At 69.4% G+C, this 16,866-nt stretch carries 15 protein-coding genes and 1 pseudogene; 9 read left to right on the top strand and 7 right to left on the bottom strand.

Features of this window, described 5'->3' with window-relative positions; translation table 11 throughout:
- Window positions 1-130 precede the first annotated feature (130 nt).
- From AB0B94_RS27120 to AB0B94_RS27110, 3 genes and pseudogenes are all read left to right on the top strand, one after another.
- Window positions 131-1,183, top strand: a complete 1,053-nt coding sequence (locus AB0B94_RS27120; RefSeq protein ID WP_357286336.1) for a GDP-mannose 4,6-dehydratase — start codon at window positions 131-133, stop codon at window positions 1,181-1,183.
- Window positions 1,184-1,307: 124 nt separating this feature from the next.
- Window positions 1,308-3,695, top strand: coding sequence for a discoidin domain-containing protein (locus AB0B94_RS27115; protein ID WP_357286333.1), 2,388 nt, complete (start codon window positions 1,308-1,310; stop codon window positions 3,693-3,695).
- Between the two features lie 396 nt (window positions 3,696-4,091).
- A pseudogene (locus AB0B94_RS27110) lies at window positions 4,092-4,313 on the top strand (IS701 family transposase); the annotation flags it as partial.
- Window positions 4,314-4,356: 43 nt separating this feature from the next.
- On the opposite strand, the gene AB0B94_RS27105 reads toward AB0B94_RS27110, so the two are convergent.
- Both AB0B94_RS27105 and AB0B94_RS27100 read right to left on the bottom strand, forming a co-directional pair.
- The gene (locus AB0B94_RS27105; RefSeq protein ID WP_357286330.1) at window positions 4,357-4,893 is read right to left on the bottom strand and encodes an NUDIX hydrolase; all 537 of its coding nucleotides are present in this window, start codon (window positions 4,891-4,893) and stop codon (window positions 4,357-4,359) included.
- A gap of 41 nt (window positions 4,894-4,934) precedes the next feature.
- The gene (locus AB0B94_RS27100) at window positions 4,935-6,284 is read right to left on the bottom strand and encodes a hypothetical protein (protein WP_357286327.1); all 1,350 of its coding nucleotides are present in this window, start codon (window positions 6,282-6,284) and stop codon (window positions 4,935-4,937) included.
- 238 nt (window positions 6,285-6,522) lie between these two features.
- On the opposite strand from AB0B94_RS27100, the gene AB0B94_RS27095 reads away from it, so the two are divergent.
- On the top strand, window positions 6,523-6,684 hold the full coding sequence (locus AB0B94_RS27095) for a hypothetical protein (protein ID WP_357286324.1): 162 nt from the start codon (window positions 6,523-6,525) through the stop codon (window positions 6,682-6,684).
- On the top strand, window positions 6,671-7,918 hold the full coding sequence (locus AB0B94_RS27090; RefSeq protein WP_357286321.1) for a helix-turn-helix transcriptional regulator: 1,248 nt from the start codon (window positions 6,671-6,673) through the stop codon (window positions 7,916-7,918). Before AB0B94_RS27095 ends, AB0B94_RS27090 begins: the two co-directional genes overlap by 14 nt.
- 34 nt (window positions 7,919-7,952) lie before the next feature.
- Here the strand turns inward: AB0B94_RS27090 and AB0B94_RS27085 are convergent, their stop codons facing one another.
- Window positions 7,953-8,402, bottom strand: coding sequence for a hypothetical protein (locus AB0B94_RS27085; protein WP_357286316.1), 450 nt, complete (start codon window positions 8,400-8,402; stop codon window positions 7,953-7,955).
- Window positions 8,403-8,548: 146 nt separating this feature from the next.
- Between AB0B94_RS27085 and AB0B94_RS27080 the strand changes: the two genes are divergently transcribed.
- The 3 genes from AB0B94_RS27080 to AB0B94_RS27070 all read left to right on the top strand — a co-directional run bounded on the left by AB0B94_RS27080 (window position 8,549) and on the right by AB0B94_RS27070 (window position 11,776).
- Entirely contained in the window at window positions 8,549-9,745 is a 1,197-nt protein-coding gene (locus tag AB0B94_RS27080; RefSeq protein ID WP_357286313.1) for an epoxide hydrolase family protein, read from the top strand.
- Window positions 9,746-10,289: 544 nt separating this feature from the next.
- Complete coding sequence (locus AB0B94_RS27075; protein ID WP_357286310.1) at window positions 10,290-10,946, top strand: HAD family hydrolase; 657 nt, start codon at window positions 10,290-10,292, stop codon at window positions 10,944-10,946.
- A gap of 266 nt (window positions 10,947-11,212) precedes the next feature.
- Window positions 11,213-11,776 carry a DUF6193 family natural product biosynthesis protein gene (locus AB0B94_RS27070; RefSeq protein ID WP_357286307.1) on the top strand — a complete coding sequence of 188 codons (564 nt, stop codon included), beginning with the start codon at window positions 11,213-11,215 and terminating at the stop codon, window positions 11,774-11,776.
- A gap of 34 nt (window positions 11,777-11,810) precedes the next feature.
- On the opposite strand, the gene AB0B94_RS27065 is transcribed toward AB0B94_RS27070, so the two are convergent.
- Window positions 11,811-12,677, bottom strand: a complete 867-nt coding sequence (locus tag AB0B94_RS27065; RefSeq protein ID WP_357286304.1) for a metallophosphoesterase — start codon at window positions 12,675-12,677, stop codon at window positions 11,811-11,813.
- A 144-nt stretch (window positions 12,678-12,821) separates the two neighbouring features.
- Between AB0B94_RS27065 and AB0B94_RS27060 the strand changes: the two genes are divergently transcribed.
- Window positions 12,822-13,673, top strand: coding sequence for an alpha/beta hydrolase (locus AB0B94_RS27060; RefSeq protein WP_357286300.1), 852 nt, complete (start codon window positions 12,822-12,824; stop codon window positions 13,671-13,673).
- 89 nt (window positions 13,674-13,762) lie between these two features.
- On the opposite strand, the gene AB0B94_RS27055 is transcribed toward AB0B94_RS27060, so the two are convergent.
- The 3 genes from AB0B94_RS27055 to AB0B94_RS27045 are packed head-to-tail and all read right to left on the bottom strand — an operon-like array spanning window position 13,763 to window position 16,854.
- Window positions 13,763-14,779 (bottom strand): methyltransferase, encoded by a 1,017-nt coding sequence (locus AB0B94_RS27055; RefSeq protein WP_357286295.1) that lies wholly within the window; start codon window positions 14,777-14,779, stop codon window positions 13,763-13,765.
- Window positions 14,780-14,821: 42 nt separating this feature from the next.
- Window positions 14,822-15,451: a hypothetical protein gene (locus AB0B94_RS27050; protein ID WP_357286292.1), complete on the bottom strand. Its 630-nt coding sequence runs from the start codon at window positions 15,449-15,451 to the stop codon at window positions 14,822-14,824.
- On the bottom strand, window positions 15,448-16,854 hold the full coding sequence (locus tag AB0B94_RS27045; RefSeq protein WP_357286289.1) for a selenium-binding family protein: 1,407 nt from the start codon (window positions 16,852-16,854) through the stop codon (window positions 15,448-15,450). The genes AB0B94_RS27050 and AB0B94_RS27045 overlap by 4 nt, the downstream gene beginning before the upstream one ends.
- Window positions 16,855-16,866 lie beyond the last annotated feature (12 nt).

Raw genomic sequence — 16,866 nt, 5'->3', positions numbered from 1 at the left:
TGAACGTCGCATATCAGCACAGACCGTTGCGTGAAACATCCCTTTGGTGGGTATCTGGTGGGTTACGGTCGTGCCCGGTCGTCTGGTTGCCGCTGAGGGCCGACAACCCCGTCGTTCCAAGGAGTTCCACATGGACCTGCCAGTTGTTGCCGTCGGTGTCGACCCGCCGACGGACCTGATTCCCGGGCGCGTGCTGGTGACCGGAGGCGCCGGCTTCATCGGCAGCCACGTTGTCGCCCGGCTGATGCTCATGGGCAGTCAGGTCCGGGTGCTCGACAACTTCTCCACGGGTCGGATCGAGAACCTGGCCGACGCCGCGTACGGCGGACTGACCGAGGCGGACGTCGTCTCGGGTGACATCCGTACGCCCGAGGGTGTCGAGGTCATCCACCAGTGGCAGCCGGACGTGGTGGTGCACCTCGCCGCGCAGCCGAGCGTTCCCGCGGCCCGTCGATCGCCCCTGTACGACGCCGACGTGAATGTCTTCGGCACCGTCAACGTGCTGGACGCCTGCGCCCGCGGCGGCGTACGGCTGGTGATCAACGCGGCCAGCAGCGCCATCTTTGGCAGCGTCGCCGCCCACGACCTGCCGGTCCGCGAGGACCATCCGATCGCCCCGGTGAGCCCGTACGGCGTCAGCAAGGCCGCCGGCGTGCACTACCTCGACTGGTACGGGCGTCAGTACGGCCTCGCGTACACCTCGATGGTGTTCGGCAATGTCTACGGGCCCCGGCAGGAGGGCAGCGACTGCGGCGTGGTGTCCCTGATGGCCGACGCGTTGCTCGGAGGCCGGCAGGTGGTGATCTACGACGACGGCACCCAGACCCGGGACTTCATCCACGTCAGCGACGTCGCCGAGGCGATCGCCGTCGCCTGTCACCACCCCGGGGTGGGGATTGTCAACATCGCCTCGGGTCGGCAGACGAGCGTCAACGAGGTGTACGACACGGTCCGGGAGGCGTCCGGCGTCGGCAACGCGGCCCGCTACGAGCCGCTGCCCTGGCCGGGCGAGGTGCGCAACATGGCGCTGGACACCAGAAAGGCGCGCGAACTGCTCGGGTGGTACCCGAAGATCGGCTTCACCGAGGGCATCCGGATGACAGTGCGCGACGCCCGTCGCCGCCAGGCCGGCAGCCAGATCCTGTCCCCGGTGCGGGCGCTGGAGCGCGCCGTCAGCCAATGACGGCTCAGCGCGTAATTCCCGTCATCTGATCGGTATTTTCATCGATCAGTCTAACTCTTGCGGGTCGGTATCCACTGCTGCCACGATGGCCGTCAATGCCTTCCGTCCCGAAGGAGTGGTCGTCATGGCGGTGTCCCGCCGCAGGTTCGTCACATCGGTGCTGGCCGGGTCCGCCCTCGCCACCGCCTCCACCACTGAACTGCTCACCGCAGTGGCCAGCCCCGCGCACGCCGCCAGTCCCCCCGGGGACGTCGTCGGCAAGGTGACGGTCGGCTACCAGGGCTGGTTCAGCGCCCCCGGCGACGGCGCGCCGATCGGTGGATGGTGGCACTGGGGCCGCGACCGGTTCCAGCCGCCCTCGCCCGCCAACACCACAATCGTGTCCTGGCCGGACATGCGCGAGTACACCCGCAGCTATCCCACCGCGTACCCCAACCTGGGCAACGGCCAGCCGGCCACCCTCTTCTCCTCGTACGACCAGCAGACCGTGGACACCCACTTCCGGTGGATGCAGGAGAACGGCTGCGACACCGCCGCGCTGCAACGGTTCAACCCGATGGGCGACGAGGGCCCGACCCGCGACGCGATGACCCAGAAGGTCCGCTCCGCCGCCGAGCGCCACAGCCGCAAGTTCTACATCATGTACGACGTCACCGACTGGCTGAGCTTCCAATCGGAGATCAAGACCGACTGGACGACGAAGATGGCCGCGCACACCGCGTCCTCCGCGTACGCCCGACAGAACGGCAAACCGGTCGTCTGCATCTGGGGCTTCGGCTTCAGCGAGCCCAGCCGCCCCTTCACCCCCGGGCCGTGCCTTGAGGTCATCAACTGGTTCAAGGCGCAGGGCTGCTACGTCATCGGCGGCGTGCCCACCTGGTGGCGGCAGGGCATCGAGGACTCCCGCCCCGGCTTCCTCGACGTCTACCACGCGTTCCACGCGATCTCACCGTGGATGGTCTACCGGGCCAGGACGGTGGAAGAGTTGGACTCCTACTACAACAACGTCAACGTCGGCGACATGGCCGACTGCGCGGCGCGCGGCATCGACTACCTGCCCTGCGTGATGCCCGGCGACCTCGCCGGGGGCCACCGCAAGCACGGCGACTTCTACTGGCGGCACATCTACAACATGGTCCGGCTCGGTTCCCAGGGCCTGTACGTGTCCATGTTCGACGAGTACAACGAGGGCAACCAGATCGCCAAGACGTCCGAGACCCAGGCCACCACCCCGGCCGGGGCGAACATCAGGGCCCTGGACGAGGACGGCGTAGCCTGCTCCTCCGACTACTACCTGCGGATCACCGCCGACGGCGGCCGGATGCTCAAGGGGCAACTCGCGCTCACCGCCGTACGCCCCACCCCACCGATGGTCGGCACCCCGCCGCCGGTCAGCGGCAACCTGGCCGCCGGCAGACCCACGTCGGCGAGCAGCCAGGGCGGCGGGTTCCCGGCGTCGAACGCTGTGGACTCGAACGCCGGCAGCTACTGGGAGAGCGGCGGCGGTGGGTTCCCGCACTGGTGGCAGGTCGACCTCGGCGCCAGCCACCAGGTCAACAAGCTCGTGGTCCGGCTGCCCGCCGGCTGGGGAGCGCGCTCCCAGACCATCACCGTGCAGGGCAGCGTCGACGGCAACTCCTTCGCCACCATCGCCGGGGCCTCCGCGTTCGCCTTCGACCCGGCCACCGGCAACAGCGTCACCCGCACGCTGACCACCACCACGGCCCGCCACGTCCGCCTCAGCATCAGCGGCAACACCGGCTGGCCGGCCGCCCAACTCGCCCAGGTCGAGGTGTACGCCGGCAGCACCGTCCCGGACAACCCGCCGACCGCCCCGAGCGGCCTCGCTGTCACCGGCAAGACGTCGACGAGCGTGTCGCTGGCGTGGACGGCCTCCACCGACGACACCGGCGTGACGGGTTACCAGGTACGCCAGGGCGGCAACGTCGTCGCCACCGTCACGGGCACCACTGCGACCGTGAGTGGGCTGAGCGCGTCCACCGCGTACACCTTCACGGTCGTGGCGCGCGACGCCGCCGGCAACGCCTCCAGCGCGTCCACCGCGGTCACCGTGACCACTGACGCCGCGGCCAACGCGGACCTTGCCCGGGGTCGACCCACCAGCGAGAGCAGTCATGTCCAGAGTTACGGGTCGGGCAACGTGGTCGACGGGGACGCGAACAGCTACTGGGAGAGCGCCAACAACGCGTTCCCGCAGTGGGTGCAGGTCGACCTGGGGTCCTCGCGCACGATCGGGCGGGTGGTGCTGAAGCTGCCGCCGTCGTCGGCCTGGGGGAGTCGGACGCAGACCCTCTCCGTGCAGGGCAGTGCCGACGGGGGGAGCTTCGGGACGCTCGTTGGGTCGGCGGGGCGGACCTTCAACCCGGCCACCGGCAATCAGGTGACGCTCACGTTCAGCGCCGCGCAGACGCGTTACGTGCGAGTCACCGTCACCGGGAACACGGGGTGGCCGGCAGGACAACTGTCGACGCTGGAGGTCTACGCCAGCTGACCGAGGCGTGGGCGGCCGCCGGGGGAGCGGCGGCCGCCCGTCCGAGGACAGCACACTTTCGTGGTCGCCGGAGACTAGTACTCCAGCCGCAGATCGTGATCATGCTGTCGGGGCCGGTCGGAAGCTCGTTTCCTGATGGAGTTGATGCTCGTTGGACTGGTCTCTATTCGGCCGAGCCGCTGGCCGGGTCTTCTGCGCCGTCTACTACGGAGCGAACGCAGGCCAGCCAGTCGTTCCACGCGGCGGGGTCCGTTGTCCCGCCGTCTGCCCCGATGCCGACTCCGCGAAGGCCGGGCACGCCGCCATCGACCGGGAGTTGTACGTCCCGGCACTCCTGGACCGAGGACCGCCAGCGGTGCGCGTCGGCTGGTATCCCCGAACAGATCGGCTTCGGCCCTGGCCAGGGAAGCGCCCCAGTGAGCCTGGCAGAAGCTCTCGGCCGGGACCGGAGCGAAGGGCCACCGCTTCTATGACTGGGCCATCGCCCCCATTGCCGACGACCGCCCCGGACACCGCCAGCTCCTGGTCCGCCGCAACCGCCGCACAGGCGAATTCGCCTTCTACCGCTGCTATTCGCCCACAGCCGTGCCACTGTCCACGCTCGTACGTGTGGCCGGCCGCACTGAGCGACGGACGAGCGGCCTGCACGCCGGCTTAAGGCTCACGCAGTCTGGGACGGGGTCCCTGCCTCGTGTTCTGCTCCATCATCGGATGGTAGTGGGACGACCGAGCCGCCAGCGAAGTACACCGGTGCTCGACGGTCACGAGCGCTTATCGCTGCATGAACGCGTGGGGCCACGTTGTCGGGAAGGCGCTGCTCGGCCTCTCGGGGCGAGAAGAGGACGGCGTCCTCCAACTCCTGTCCCGGTAGATCGAGACCGTCGAGGTCGGCGATCGACCCGCAGTCGAACGTGAAGCTGACAATCGCGCGTGGCCGCTGCCCGGCGGGCGGTGCCCAGTCCACTACGAGAAGGTCACCCACCGCCACAGAAATCCCCAACTCCTCTCGGATCTCACGAGCGCAGGCATCATGCGGGTATTCGCCCTCGTCAACATAGCCGCCGGGGAAGGCCCAGTGGTCGCGGTACGTGGGCTTGACGAGCAGCACGTTGCCGGCCGGGTCGGTGATGAAGGCCGCGGCGGCGGCGTAGAAGGAAGCCAGGTTGGCGTACCACGTGGCAGGCTCCGTCCAGGTCACCTTCGTGACGCTAGCGGACGGGTCCAGGTGGGGCTCCCGCGCTACGCGGCTGCCGGCATGGTCGCGAGGCTGTGCAGAACTTCGCTGACCTGGGGCGACGCCTGCTGAGGGCTGAGCGTTGCCGCCAGTTCGCGGACGCGCTGTTGCACACGTGCCGAATGGATGCCCGAGGCGTGCTGTGCCAACTTCCGACCCCAGTCGCAGGCGGCGTCGGTGTCCCCAGCGCGGGCATGAGTCACGGCGACGAGCGCGGTGTGCAGGGCGCGAGTCCGAGTGTTCTCGCGGGCGAGGGTGAGAGCGTCGGTCACGTGGTCAAGGGCCTGCGTATACAGCTGTAGGTCGCCCAAGCACCTCAGTGCGGCTCCGGCGAGGTGGGCCGGGCTGAAGTAGGTGACCCAGCGTGGGCCGGGAACTGCGCCTGTGCGGTCGAGAGCGTGCTCGGCTTTGGTGAGCGCGAGCTGGCAGGCACGTCGCTCACCTGACTGGGCATACGCGGTGGCGGCGGTGGCGTGCAGCCGAGCGAGCACAGCGGCGGGCGCACGCCCTGCCCCGTCGATGGCAGCTTCGGCGAGCCGGGCCGCGTCCCGGGAGTGGCCCAGGTGCACGGCCTGGGTTGCAAGGTTGGCCAGCAGGTGAGCGCCGTACAGGCGGTCATCGGCGGCCTTGGCGAGCCGCAAGGCGACGGTCACGTGTTGTTGGGCAGTGGCATGGTGGCCCGCGTCGTACGACATGAAGGCGAGTTGCCCGCACAGTGTCGCTGCTGCGCGCATGAGGTCGCGTCCCACGGCTTCGGTGTACGTGCCGTGCAGCATGGGTGTGACCTGGCGTATGAGGAAGTCGGCCATGAGCGCCCGGGTGCGCGGAGACCCGCTGCCGTGACGTCGGTCGAGATCGGTGAAGTGGTCCGCCAGCGCGTACAGCGACTGGACGTCGGTGGAGGTGACTTGCTGTCGGCCGCTCCTGCTGACTGTCACGTCGCTCGGGTCATACCGCCAAGCGAGTGCAGCCTGTAGGGCTTTGCCGCTGTCGAACGGCCCGCTGGTGACCTGTGAGTCGAGGTGCTTGGCGAGCCTCGTCCAGATCTGCTCGGCGGTATCGATCGCGCCGTCGACGGACGCGGGGTAGACGCACGTTCCGACGCTGTCGGCCGCACCGAAGCCCAGCTCCGTGACGGCGACGGACCGACCGAGCTTGCGGGTTAGGGTCTCGGCCATGGCCGTCTGGACGTGCTCGCCTGGCCGGCGACCCCGTAACCACCAGTAGACGCTGGCAGCGTCGTAGCGCCAAACGCCCTCGTTGCGCCCGGCGTGGTTGAGCTGCCGAGCGAAGGCGGCGTGGGCGTTGCCGTAGCCGGCGGCAAGCAGCAGCCCTTCGAATGCTGCGTTCGTCACCGGTCGCGCCATGGTTCCGCCTCCAGGTGTCAGTCAACTACAACTAGTGACGAGCCTATGGGTTGATGCGGTCCTATGGGGACCTGCGCAACCCCGCGCAACCCACGTCCTGACCAGCGCAATCGCACGCATTACTTGCCATCTGGTCCGTCGATCGGCAACCGGCTTCGGTGATTGCAGGAGTCCTGGGTGCCGGCGATGTCCTAGCGTCGCGCGCCGACTGACGGAGGTGGTGGGAATGCACGGCGGCGAGCCGACGAGCAGGGGCGAGCAGTGCGAGGCGGCCGAGCGGGAGGCCGCCAAGCAGCGTCTCCTGGCGCAGGCCGAGGCGGAACGCGTACCCGTGGAGGACACGACCCGTGCGGTCCCGGACCGGCGGTGGCGGCGTGACCAACGATGACCTGCCGATCGGTCGGCGGGTGGCGCGGTGGCGGGTGCGGCGGTCGATGACGCAGCAGATGCTCGCGGACCGGTTGCGCAGGTCGAAGAGCTGGGTGGACAAGGTGGAGCGGGGAGTTCGCGCCCTGGACCGCTATTCGGTGATCCAGGAGTTGGCCCACGTTCTGCGGGTGGACCCGGAGGTGCTGCTCGGTCAGCAGCGAAGCACCCCGGCGGGCACACCGGACGGGGTGGACGACATCCGGGCCGCCCTCGCCCGCTACGACACACCACAGGCTCCAAGGCAGGCACCGGAAGAGCTGAGAAGGCAGGTCGGGTATGCCTGGCTGAGCTACCAGCACGCGCACTACGGGCAGTTGGTGCGAGTCCTGCCGGGTCTGCTCGACGCCGCTCAGGCCGTGCGGTCACCGGAGTTGCTGGTGCAGACGTACCGGGTCGCTTCGTCGCTGCTGGTGAAGCTCGACGAGGCCGACCTCGGGTGGCTGGCCGCCGACCGGGCGATGTCCGCCGCCGGCGACGACCCGATCCTGGCGGCAACAGCAGCCATCTCGGTAGGCCAAGCGCTCCGCGCGCAAGACCGAGACCACCTGGCCCTGGCCGCACTGCTCCCCGCCGCCAATCGCCTCCTTCCACCCTCATCCCACGATGGTGATCAAGAGGTTTGCGGGACTTTTGGAGATCAAAATTGCCTCAAACCTCTTGATCACCGGGGTCGGGGCGATCACCGGGTTCAGGGCGACCGTCGGGAGTGGGCGGTGGGCGGGACGTTGCTGCTTCAGGCGGCCCTGGCCGCCGCCGGTTGCGGCGAGCACCGCCGCGCCGACGAGCTGACCGACCGGGCGGCGGGGATCGCCGCCAGCCTGAGGGGGTACGACGATCCGCACCGCAGCAGCTTCGGGCCGGTCGCCGTCGAGCTGGCCCGGGTGCTCGTGGCGGCACAGCGGGGTGACGCCGCCGAGGCGCTACGACGGCACTCGACTGTGGTGCGGCGGGAGGGGTGGCGGCGGTTGCCGGCCGAACATCGGGGCGCGTACCTGGTCGACGCCGCGCGGGCGTACCTCCAGGTGGGTGACCTGCGCGGGGCGGCACGCGCGCTCGTCGACGCGGACAGCATCGCGCCGGCTGAGGTTCGCTGCCGGCCGTTGGCGCGTACCCTCATCGCCGATGTCGCCCGCGCGCAGCCGACGCCGGCCGGCGTGGCGCGACTGGCCACGGTGGTCGGCCTCACCCGCTGACGGACGAGCGCAGGCACAGGTCGCAGGCCGGGCGTTAGTGCTCCCAGAGGTCCTCGGTGCGGAAGTACCTGGCGGTGAACTCCTCTTCCACCGAGGCGGTGTCCGTCTCGTCTGTCCACCAACCTGGCCAGACGTCGACACCGGAGGGCGCGCTGATGGCAGTCAGGACTGTGGAGCACCGGTGGCAGCGCCGGGGCGCCGAGTCCCGGAACCGCCCGCCGCAGTCGCATCGCCGTAGCCGTGCCTCAAGTGCCGCCATCAGCGTGGGGTAGGTCCTGTCCTCGGAAGGGAGCGCGTCGGCGATGCTCCTGAACGTCTTGTCGTAGTAACTGACATCTACCCGCATCGGGCAGCCGTCGCAGTAGAGGAAATGGCAGTCCAGCATCGGCGAGTGGTCGAGGCGGTAGAGCCGTTCGTGGCACTCCGGACAGGTGATTTCCTCGCCGTTTAGCCAGTTGTCGTCGAGTTCGTCCGGTTGGTTCACCGGTTGATCATCCCACGGGTGTGGTGCGGAGACCCGTCGGCGATTCGCGTTTCGGCCCGGGTGGTGCCGGCCCGCTGTGAGACTGGGCGAGTGCCGACTCCGTCGGCGCATCGGCACTGTCCGACTCGACGTGGCGAGGTGGGAAGATGCCCAACGACAACGAGATTCGTCCCTTCCGGCTGGACATACCGGAGGACACGGTCGCCGACCTGCGTAGCCGGATCGCGGCTACCCGCTGGCCCACTAGCGAGTTGGTCACCGATCGCTCGCAGGGGGTGCAGTTGGCGACGATCCAGGAGTTGGCTCGGTACTGGATGTCCGATTACGACTGGCGTCCGTGCGAGACGAAGCTGAATTCGTTGCCGCAGTACACGACGACCATCGACGGCGTCGAGATTCACTTCATCCACGTGCGGTCGCAGCATGAGAACGCGATGCCGTTGATCATGACGCACGGCTGGCCGGGTTCCGTTGTCGAGCTGCTCGGAGCCGTCGGCCCGTTGACCGACCCGACGGCGCACGGCGGCACGCCCGAGGACGCGTTCCACCTGGTGCTGCCGTCGTTGCCGGGCTACGGCTTCTCCGGTGAGCCGACCGAGCCTGGCTGGAATTCGGCGCGGATGGCGCAGGCGTGGGCGAAACTCATGGACCGGCTCGGGTACCAGCGCTACGTCGCACAGGGCGGCGACGTCGGTGCCGCCGTCACGGACGCCATGGGACGCCAGGGACCCCAAGGGCTGCTCGGCATCCACGTCAACCTGCTCGCCGGGGCGGTCGGCATCAAGGACAAGTTGCCGGCGAACTCCGAGCAGGAACGCGCCGCGCTCGACGCGCTGAACCTGTTCGCCAAGGACGGCTTCGGCTACTTCCTGGAGCAGTCCACCCGGCCGCAGACGATCGGCTACTCGCTGCTGGACTCACCTGTCGGGTTGGCGGCCTGGATGCTCGACCACGACACGGACAGCTACTACAAGATCTCCCGGGCGTTCCTCGACGGCGAGCCGGCCGGCGGTCTCACCCGCGACAGCATCCTCGACAACATCACGCTGTACTGGTTGACGGGTACCGGTGCCTCGTCCGCCCGGTGGTACTGGGAGCAGGGGCGGTTTCAGGCGGCGGCCCAGGCGGCCGGTCAGGCCCCGCCGCCGGTCACGGTGCCGGTCGGCTTCACCACGTTCCCCGGCGAGATCTGGCCCGCTCCGCGTAGCTGGGCCGAGGCGGTCTACCCCGGCATCGCGTACTTCAACGAGGCTGACCGCGGCGGGCACTTCGCGGCCTGGGAGGAGCCGGAACTCTTCTCCGCCGAGGTGCGGGCCGCGTTCCGGCCACTGCGGAAATCCTGACGGCTCACCCGCTGACTGACGAGCGCCGGGTTGGTGCGTACCGAGTCGGGCGTCGGCCCTCGGAGTTCAGTCACCCGCCTGCCGCGAATTGGTGTTGTCACAGCCGACCGTGGTGTCGCTAGCATGCGTTCGTGTGCCGGTACTTCGAGACCATTTACAAGGTCCACTACGTGTGCGTGCCGTGCCGTCGTAGCCGCAAGGACGCGTGGGATGGCAAGAAGCACACATGTACGTCCTGTCGGCAGCCGATGGTTCTTGCTGGGCACGACTTCGCCGCACCCCGTCGGCGGAACGACTCCGGGTGGGCCGCGGTTGCGGCAGTTCTCGGGGCAGGGCTGCGCTACGAGGGTTTCGAGATGTGCGGGTGTTCGCGGGAGCCGAAGTTCCGGCCACGAACGAGCGCACAGGTCCGGGTGCGGCGGCGGGTCGCCAGCCGCCTCGGGCTGCCGGAGGCCGAGGCGCTGGCCGCTCGGGATCCCCACGACCTTCGCTGACCCGCCGAGGGGCGATCCGTAGGTTTGAACACATGGCTATCGTGCGAGGTGTGCAGCCGCTGGCCCTGTTCGACCTGGACGGCACACTCGTGGATCGCGACAGGGCATTTCTGGCGTGGGCGGAGGAGTTCGTCGTCGCCCACGGGCTCGATGAGGACTCGCTGACCTTCCTGCTCATGGCCGACGCGCACCACTCGGGACCGATGGACAGCTTCTTCGCGACCGTCTGTCAGACGTTCGACCTGTCCGCGCCGCCGGAGCAGTTGTGGGGGCAGTACCGCCGCCGGCTGCCTGAGCTGGCGTCGTGTCACCCGGACGACCACGATGCGTTGAAGCGGCTCCGTCGTGCAGGCTGGCGGATCGGCGTCGTCACCAACGGGATGACAGACAACCAGCTGGGCAAGATCCGCAACACCGGGTTGGACAGGCTTGTCGACGCGTGGTGCATCTCTGATGACGTCGGTATTCGGAAGCCGGACCCTGAGATCTTCCGTCTCGCCGCTGAACGCTGCGGAAGCGGCTGTGGTCCGAGCGGATGGATGATCGGTGACAACCTCGTCCTCGACATTGCCGGTGGCCATGCGGCGGGGCTGCGCACGATCTGGTTGCAGCCGAAACATCGGCCCGACTCGTGGACATTCGTCGGGCCTGCGCCGGACGTCATCGTGGACTCGGTGTCCGAGGCCGTCGAGGTGCTCCTCCGCTGATCGATCGCGCCCAGAGGGATCGGTTTCGATGGCCGACGGCTGCCGATTCGCTGCCCGCCGCTCTTCGGGCAGAATCGTGAGCCGTGCCGACCTACCCCGATCCGGTTGCCCTGTATCCGGAGGTTGCCGCCGAGGGCAGCCTTGCGGCGGCGTTGCGAGCCGTCGCCGTTCGAGAAGGGCTCTCCATCCCCGCGTCGGCTCCAACGTCCGGTTCGTGGCATGCCGCCGTCGTTCCGACCACCCTCCCGCACCGAGAGGAGTTGAGGGTGTCCGCCAGCCACGTGGAGCGCCGGTGGTACGTCCGCGGTTGCGAGCGTGACCAGGGTCTGGCCCTGATCGAGGGGGACACGGTGGACCTCGCTCAGGTGGCGCGAGTCGCGCAGACGTGGCATGACGGAGCGCCCCTGACCGAGATCCCCAAGGCTGCGTCGTTCGTGAAACTGACCGGACGGTTCGAGGTCCCGGACCGTGACCCGGCGGGGCTGGTCGAATCGGAGTGGCGGCACCTGCGTACGGAGGCAGCGGAGGTGGACTGGCCGGAGTACCACGCACTCGTCGAGGCCGCGTACGCCGAGCCGAAGTTGCGGCGGCTCTACCCCTTCACGAGCCACTGGTCTCTGCGATTCTCCACCAGCACCCGGCCCAGCCTCTCCCGCGATGTCCTGGTGTGCCTGCATCCCAGGCGAGGCAAGGACTACATCGTCACGATGGGCTTCACGGGACAGGAACTCGGCGAGACCGCCACAGCGGAGGAGGCCGTGTCATTGGCTGCGCGCAACCTGCCCGCCCATCTCGACGCGGTGCGGTACGGCGCAGCCGGGCCGAGCTAGCGCCTGTCCGTCGACCGATTGATCGGTCTCGGTCTCAGCCGCTGACGGACGCGCGCCGACGCACGTCGTCGGCCGGGTTGATAGTGCGTACCGGGTCGGGCACCGGCCCTCGGCGCTGCCACTCGCGCGGGTAGCCGAGGGAAACCTCCTCGAACCGGACCCCGTCGTGGAACGTGGTGCGGGGGATGTGCAGGTGCCCGTACACCACTGTGGCCGCGTCGAAGCGCAGGTGCCAGTCGCTGGTGCGAACGGTGCCGCACCACTGGGCGAACAGCGGGTACCGCAGGACGTCGGTGGGTTCGCGCACCAGCGGGTAGTGGTTGACCAGCACCGTCGGCAGCGCCGGGTCGCGTTCGGCCAGCCGGCGTTCGGTCTCGGTGACCCGGGCCGCGCACCACGCCTCCCGGCTCGGGTACGGGTCGGGGTGCAGCAGCGCCTCGTCGGTGCACACCACCCCGGCCCTGTACGCCAGGGCCAGCGACTCCTGCTGGGTGCGCGCCTGCGGCACCCGGAACGTGTAGTCGTAGAGCACGAAGAGCGGCGCGATGGTGGCCGGGCCGCCGTCGCCGTCCCACACCGGGTACGGGTCCTCCGGGGTGAGCACCCCCAACCGCCGGCACATCCGCACCAGCTCGCGGTAGCGCTCCTCACCGCGCAACGTGACCGGGTCGCGCGGCGGCGTCCACAGCTCGTGGTTGCCCGGCGCCCAGACGACCCGCGCGAACCGGCTGCTCAGCAGCCCGAGCGCCCACTCGATGTCGGCGAACCGGTCGGCGACGTCACCGGCGACGAGCAGCCAGTCCCCGGCGTTGTCCGGGCGCAGCTCCTGCACGAACGCGCGGTTCTGCGGGTGCCCGACGTGCAGGTCGCTGACGGCCCGCAGCCGGGGCGGAAGGTTCACCTCCCGAGGTTAGGACGGCAGAGGGTGCTCGTGGAACCTCTGCGCCTGCCGTTCGGGCCGATCCGACGGCCCGCCCGCATATCCGGCGACCCGACGGGAAAGCGCGGGGCGTCCGACAGCCCGAGACCGGAGCAGGAGTAAAACATGCCTTTCATCACCGTGGGTACGGAAAACTCCGCGCCCATCGACCTGTACTACGAGGACCACGGTTCCGGTAAGCCGGTGGTGCTGATCCACGGCTTCCCGTTCAACGGCGCGACCTGGGAGAAGGAGACCACGGCGCTGCTCAACGCCGGATACCGGACGATCACCATCGACCGACGCGGTTTCGGTAATTCCGCCCAGCCGGCGTTCGGGTACGACTACAACACGTTCGCCGCGGACCTTGACGTGTTGATGACCGAGCTGGACCTGAACGAGGTGACCCTGATCGGTCACTCGATGGGCACCGGTGAGGTGGTCCGCTACCTCGGTAACTACGGCTCGCAGCGGGTCAGCCGGGCCGTGCTGCTCAGCCCGTTGCAACCGATGCTGGCCAAGGCGAGCGACAACCCGGAGGGTGTCGACCGGAGCCTGTTCAAGGGTTTCCAGGACGCCATCATCAAGGACCGCTTCGCCTACCTGACGTCCTTCTGTGACGCGTTCTTCAACCCGGACCAGAACATGGGCAAGCGGGTCAGCGAGGAGGCGTACCGGGCGCACTGGCAGATCGGCGCGATGGCCTCCGGTAAGGCCACCCACGACAGCGTGGACGCCTGGCAGGAGGACTTCCGTCCGGACCTGCCGAAGATCAACATTCCGGTGTTGATCGTGCAGGGTGACCAGGACCGGGTGCTGCCCTACCCGGTGACCGGTCAGCGCCTCGGGCCGATGATGCCGACCGGCACGCTCGTCACGCTCAAGGGCGCGCCGCACGGCATCCCGTGGACCCACGCCGACGAGGTCAACAAGGCGATCATGGACTTCATGAAGCAGCCGGCGAAGGCTCGCGCCTGACCCGTACCGGTAGCCGATCGGACGCCAGCGCCGTGAGGCGCCGCGACACCCGGCCCACGGTTCGCACCGGGGCCGGGTGTCGTCGTCGGTCAGGCCCGGCGGGCCACCACAGCGCCGTTGGCGCCGGGCGCGTCGAACGGCACGGTACGCACGTCGACGAAGCCGGCGTCGGTGAGCCAGGCCGCGTACTCGGCGCCCGAGTAGTTCCGGCCGCCCTCGGTCTCGACCAGCATGTTCATCCCCATCAGAGCCGCCTCGGGCGGCCCGGTGCGCTCGTCGTTGAGCAACAGTTCACAGACGACGATCACTCCGCCGGGTGGCAACGCCGCGTGGCACCGGGCCAGCAACGCCCGGTTCGTCGGCTCGTCCCAGTCGTGCAGGATCATGCTGAGCAGGATGACGTCGTGCCCGTCCGGCAGCGCCGGGTCGGCGAGGAAGTCACCGGCCACGGCGTCGATCCGCCCGGTCAGGCCGGCCTCCGCGATCCGCTCCCGGGCCCGGACGCAGACATGCGGCAGATCCAGGACGGTCGCCCGCAGCTCGGGCAGGCGGCGGCAGAACTCGATCGGGAACGCGCCCGCCCCGCCGCCCACGTCGAGCAGCCGGCGGTGTGCGGAGAAGTCGTAGGCGTCGGCCAACGCGCTGGCGGTGAAGCTGGACGTGGAGAACATCGCGTCCCAGAACTGCGCCAGCATCTGCGGGTCCTCGGTGTCGAACATCGACTGTTGGGACTCCGGGTCCCAGGTCAACGGCCGATCCGTGCGCAAAGCCTCGCCGATGCGGTGCCAGGGCAGGTAGGTGCGCAGGTCCGAGTAGCGAACCTGCGCCCCGAAGTAGTACGGGCGACCCTCGACCAGGAACTGCTCGGCCAACTCCGAGTTGCGGTAACCGTCGCCGGCCTTCTCCAACAGGCCGAGCGACGCACTGGCGGCCAGCAGCAGGTCCGCGGGCCGGTCCGGCAGCCCGAACTCGGCGGCGGCCTGCTCGACGGTCATCGTCCGCCCGCCGGCCAGCCGGGTGAACAGGCCGAGTTCAACGCCGACCGCGAGGGTCTTGAACCCCCACACGCCGGCCACCAGACGCATGAGGGGAGTCGGGGTGATCACCAGGACATGAGATCACACATCACACGTTTCCACGATGGATGGTCACGCCCGGATCAGCGTCACCAACCCCGCGGCAACCAGCACCCCGGCCCAGAGTCGGTCCACGTTGAACCAGGCCCTACGCAGCACACCGACCCCGAACACCTGGTAGACCAGCAGCGCCACCGCCAGGGCGACGCCGAGCATGGCCACCGTGTGCACCCCGGCCGCCGCGAGGCCGGACAGCGCACCCACCGGCGCGGCGGCCAGGTGCCCGGAGTGACCCCCGGACACCGGCTCGGCCACCAGCACCGGCAACAGCATCAGCCCCGCGCCGTGCGCCGACGACATCAGGAACGACCAGCCGGCGAGCTGCGCCGCGGACAGCCGCATCCCCGCCCAGCGGAAGTGCCGCTCGGAGAGCAGCCGCCACAGCCCGAAGGCGACCAGCAGCACACCGCCGACCACCGCGAGAGTGGTGCTTGCCGTCACCGACCGGGTGGCGGCGACCAACGCCGCGACGATGGCCACCGAGGCGAGATGCCCCGCCGCGATCGGCGGCAGCGCGCGCAGCAGCGCCAGCCGGTTGCGCTCCTGGAGACCCCGGGCCACCGCGAACAGCCACCCCATCGCCGGGTTCAGACCATGGAACGCGCCGAGCGCGGCGAGCGTCGCCAGTGTGGTGACGGTCATGGAAAGCAGTACGAGTCGGAGGACGCGTCGCCGCCCTGCAACCGGGTCTGGTGCACCCGCAGACCGCGGAACTCCTCCCCGTGCGGGAAGAACCGCGCATCCGGGGTCAGCCCACCGGCGTCCACGTCGACGTCGAGCTTCGCCAGCCAGGCGCCCACCCCGTCGGGGTAGAACTGGTCGTCCCACGCGCCGTAGAGCGAGTTGCTGACGTAGACCCGCCGGCCGTCCCGGCTCACCTCCACCATCTGCGGGCCACCGGCCAACGCCTCGTCCGGCGCGGACGGGTGCGCGGTCCGGCGGACGATCCCGCCGAGGTGCACCGAACCCGTCTGCACCGGGTGCAGGGGGTCGCTGACGTCGTACTGGCGTAGCTCACCGGTGCCCCAGCAGGAGACGTAGAGGAACCCGTCGTCCACCGACAGGTCGATGTCGGTCACCAGTGGCGGCACCGCCCCGAACGGCTTGAGCAGGTCGGGCAGGTTCGCCGGGTCGGCCGGCTCGGCCGGGATGTCGATGACCTTGGTGACCGCCCAGGCGTCCCCGTCGCGGTGCCACAACCAGATCGAGGCGGACAGGTCCTCGACGCTGATCACCACCCCGACGAACCCGTACGACTTCGTCGGGTCGTGCGCCGGCCGCAGCTCCAGCGGCATCTGGTACTGGTCGCCGAGATCGACCCGTTGCACGTGCCGGCGTTTCGCCAGATCCCAGAAGTGGATGGCGTGCCCGTAACGACGGCCCAGCAGCAACTCACCGATGATGCCGTCCTCGATCATCGACGGGGTGCCCCACTCGCTGGTGACCAGCACGTCCTGGGTCAGGTGCCACCACACGTCGTACGCCAGGAACTGCGGCCCCCGGTCGGCCTCCCACGCCCCGCGTACCTCGAACGTGGTGTGATCGAGGATGGCGATGCCACCGGGACCCTCCTCACCGTCCGCGCCGCCGAGAGCGGACAGGTAGATGCCGTCCGGCCCACAGTGCACAGTGTGCGGCCGGGAGTAGCCGGCCCGCTTCGCCAACTCCTCGGCCCCGATCACCTTGACGATCTGCGGCTGGCGCGGATCGGGCTGAGTGTCGAGCACGTGGATGCGTGACGACCGCAGGCCGGGAACGATCAGGTAGCGCCGCTCGACGTGCGGGTGCGGGGCGGTCGGGCAGAGCGCGCTGCTGCACGCGTTCCAGCCGAAGTGGTGCAGCTCGTCACCGACGTACGGGAGGTCGGTCCAGCCGACGACCCGGCCGTAGTCGGCGGAGTCGGGGTCGGTGTCCAGCACCACTATGGCGTCCGGACGGCTGGCCGTCCGGTCGAAGGCCGCCACGTAGGCGAGCTTCTCCGCCGGTGCGGTCACCGCCTCGCGGGGCGAGGGGTAGAACGTGGGATCGGGAGTCCAGCGGGTCATCACAGCTCCGCT

The sequence above is a fragment of the Micromonospora sp. NPDC048986 genome (assembly GCF_040649335.1).
In the GTDB taxonomy this organism is placed as follows: Bacteria; Actinomycetota; Actinomycetes; order Mycobacteriales; family Micromonosporaceae; genus Micromonospora; species Micromonospora alfalfae.
The sequence above is the reverse complement of the archived record's forward strand: the minus strand, read 5'-3'. Positions and strand labels throughout refer to the sequence as shown.

What these genes read in the sequence shown, in the direction of transcription:
- AB0B94_RS27050 (WP_357286292.1), bottom strand. Translation starts at nt 15,451, where the DNA reads ATGACCGTCACCACACTGGCGACGCTCGCCGCGCTCGGCGCGTTCCAT.
- AB0B94_RS27120 (WP_357286336.1), top strand. Translation starts at nt 131, where the DNA reads ATGGACCTGCCAGTTGTTGCCGTCGGTGTCGACCCGCCGACGGACCTG.
- AB0B94_RS27080 (WP_357286313.1), top strand. Translation starts at nt 8,549, where the DNA reads ATGCCCAACGACAACGAGATTCGTCCCTTCCGGCTGGACATACCGGAG.
- AB0B94_RS27060 (WP_357286300.1), top strand. Translation starts at nt 12,822, where the DNA reads ATGCCTTTCATCACCGTGGGTACGGAAAACTCCGCGCCCATCGACCTG.
- AB0B94_RS27095 (WP_357286324.1), top strand. Translation starts at nt 6,523, where the DNA reads ATGCACGGCGGCGAGCCGACGAGCAGGGGCGAGCAGTGCGAGGCGGCC.
- AB0B94_RS27045 (WP_357286289.1), bottom strand. Translation starts at nt 16,854, where the DNA reads ATGACCCGCTGGACTCCCGATCCCACGTTCTACCCCTCGCCCCGCGAG.
- AB0B94_RS27115 (WP_357286333.1), top strand. Translation starts at nt 1,308, where the DNA reads ATGGCGGTGTCCCGCCGCAGGTTCGTCACATCGGTGCTGGCCGGGTCC.